The sequence below is a fragment of the Bradyrhizobium hipponense genome (assembly GCF_008123965.1).
Lineage (GTDB): Bacteria > Pseudomonadota > Alphaproteobacteria > Rhizobiales > Xanthobacteraceae > Bradyrhizobium > Bradyrhizobium hipponense.
The window spans coordinates 1-812 of sequence record NZ_VSTH01000293.1; the positions used below are offsets into that span (position 1 = coordinate 1).

1 protein-coding gene is annotated in these 812 nt (G+C 62.2%); it reads right to left on the minus strand.

Annotated elements, in window-relative coordinates; all coding sequences use genetic code 11:
- Window positions 1-98: 98 nt before the first annotated feature.
- Window positions 99-812: IS66 family transposase (tnpC, locus tag FXV83_RS42040; protein ID WP_148745857.1), on the minus strand; the 714-nt coding region annotated here is incomplete at its 5' end.

The following is an 812-nucleotide window of genomic DNA, read 5'->3' on the forward strand; positions in this document are numbered from 1 at the left end:
GCAATACAAGGCGATGGAACGTACGCCTACGACGAAGGCCGCGTGATTGACGCGTGCGCGCGGGCACGGCGAGCTATATGTGATGGCGTTGGGTGAAGTCAGGCGGCTTGCTGATCGTCGGATTTGCCGGCTTGGCGCAGAAGCTTCCATTCCCAGGGCAGCAGTTCGTGCAGCTGCGATGCAGGAAGATCGGCGATACGGGCGAGGACGTCGGCAAGCCAGGCCTTTGGATCGACGTTATTGAGACGACACGTCGTGATCATCGTCAGCATGATGGCGGCACGGTCGGCCCCACGCTGGCTGCCAGCGAAGGTCCAGTTGCGCCGTCCCAAGGCGATGCCTCTCAAAGCGCGTTCAGCGCAATTGTTGGTCAAGCAGATCCTGCCGTCGTCGAGGAAGCTGGCGAAGCCCGCCCAGCGCCTGAGCATATAGTTGATCGGCTTCAGGACCTCGGACGAGCGCGAGAGAGTTTCTCGCTCGCGCAGCAGCCAGGCGTGCATGTCGTCGAGAAGCGGCTTGCTCTGTTCCTGGCGCACGGCGCCTCGCTCGTCGGCGCTGCAGCCATTAATGGCGCGCTCGATCTCGAACAACGCATCGAGGCGTCTGACCGCCTCCAGCGCGATCGGAGAGACCGGTTTGCCCTTCTTACCTTCCCGAGCATTTTTCTCGATGTCAGCCAGCTCGAAGAAGCCCCGCCGCGCATGGGCAAAGCAAAACGCCGGCGTAATCGGCAGCACCTTCCTCTGCGGGTCGAACAGCGGCTCGAAGCCGTTGTAGCAATCGGCTTGCAGGATGCCGGCTAATCGCGAGGT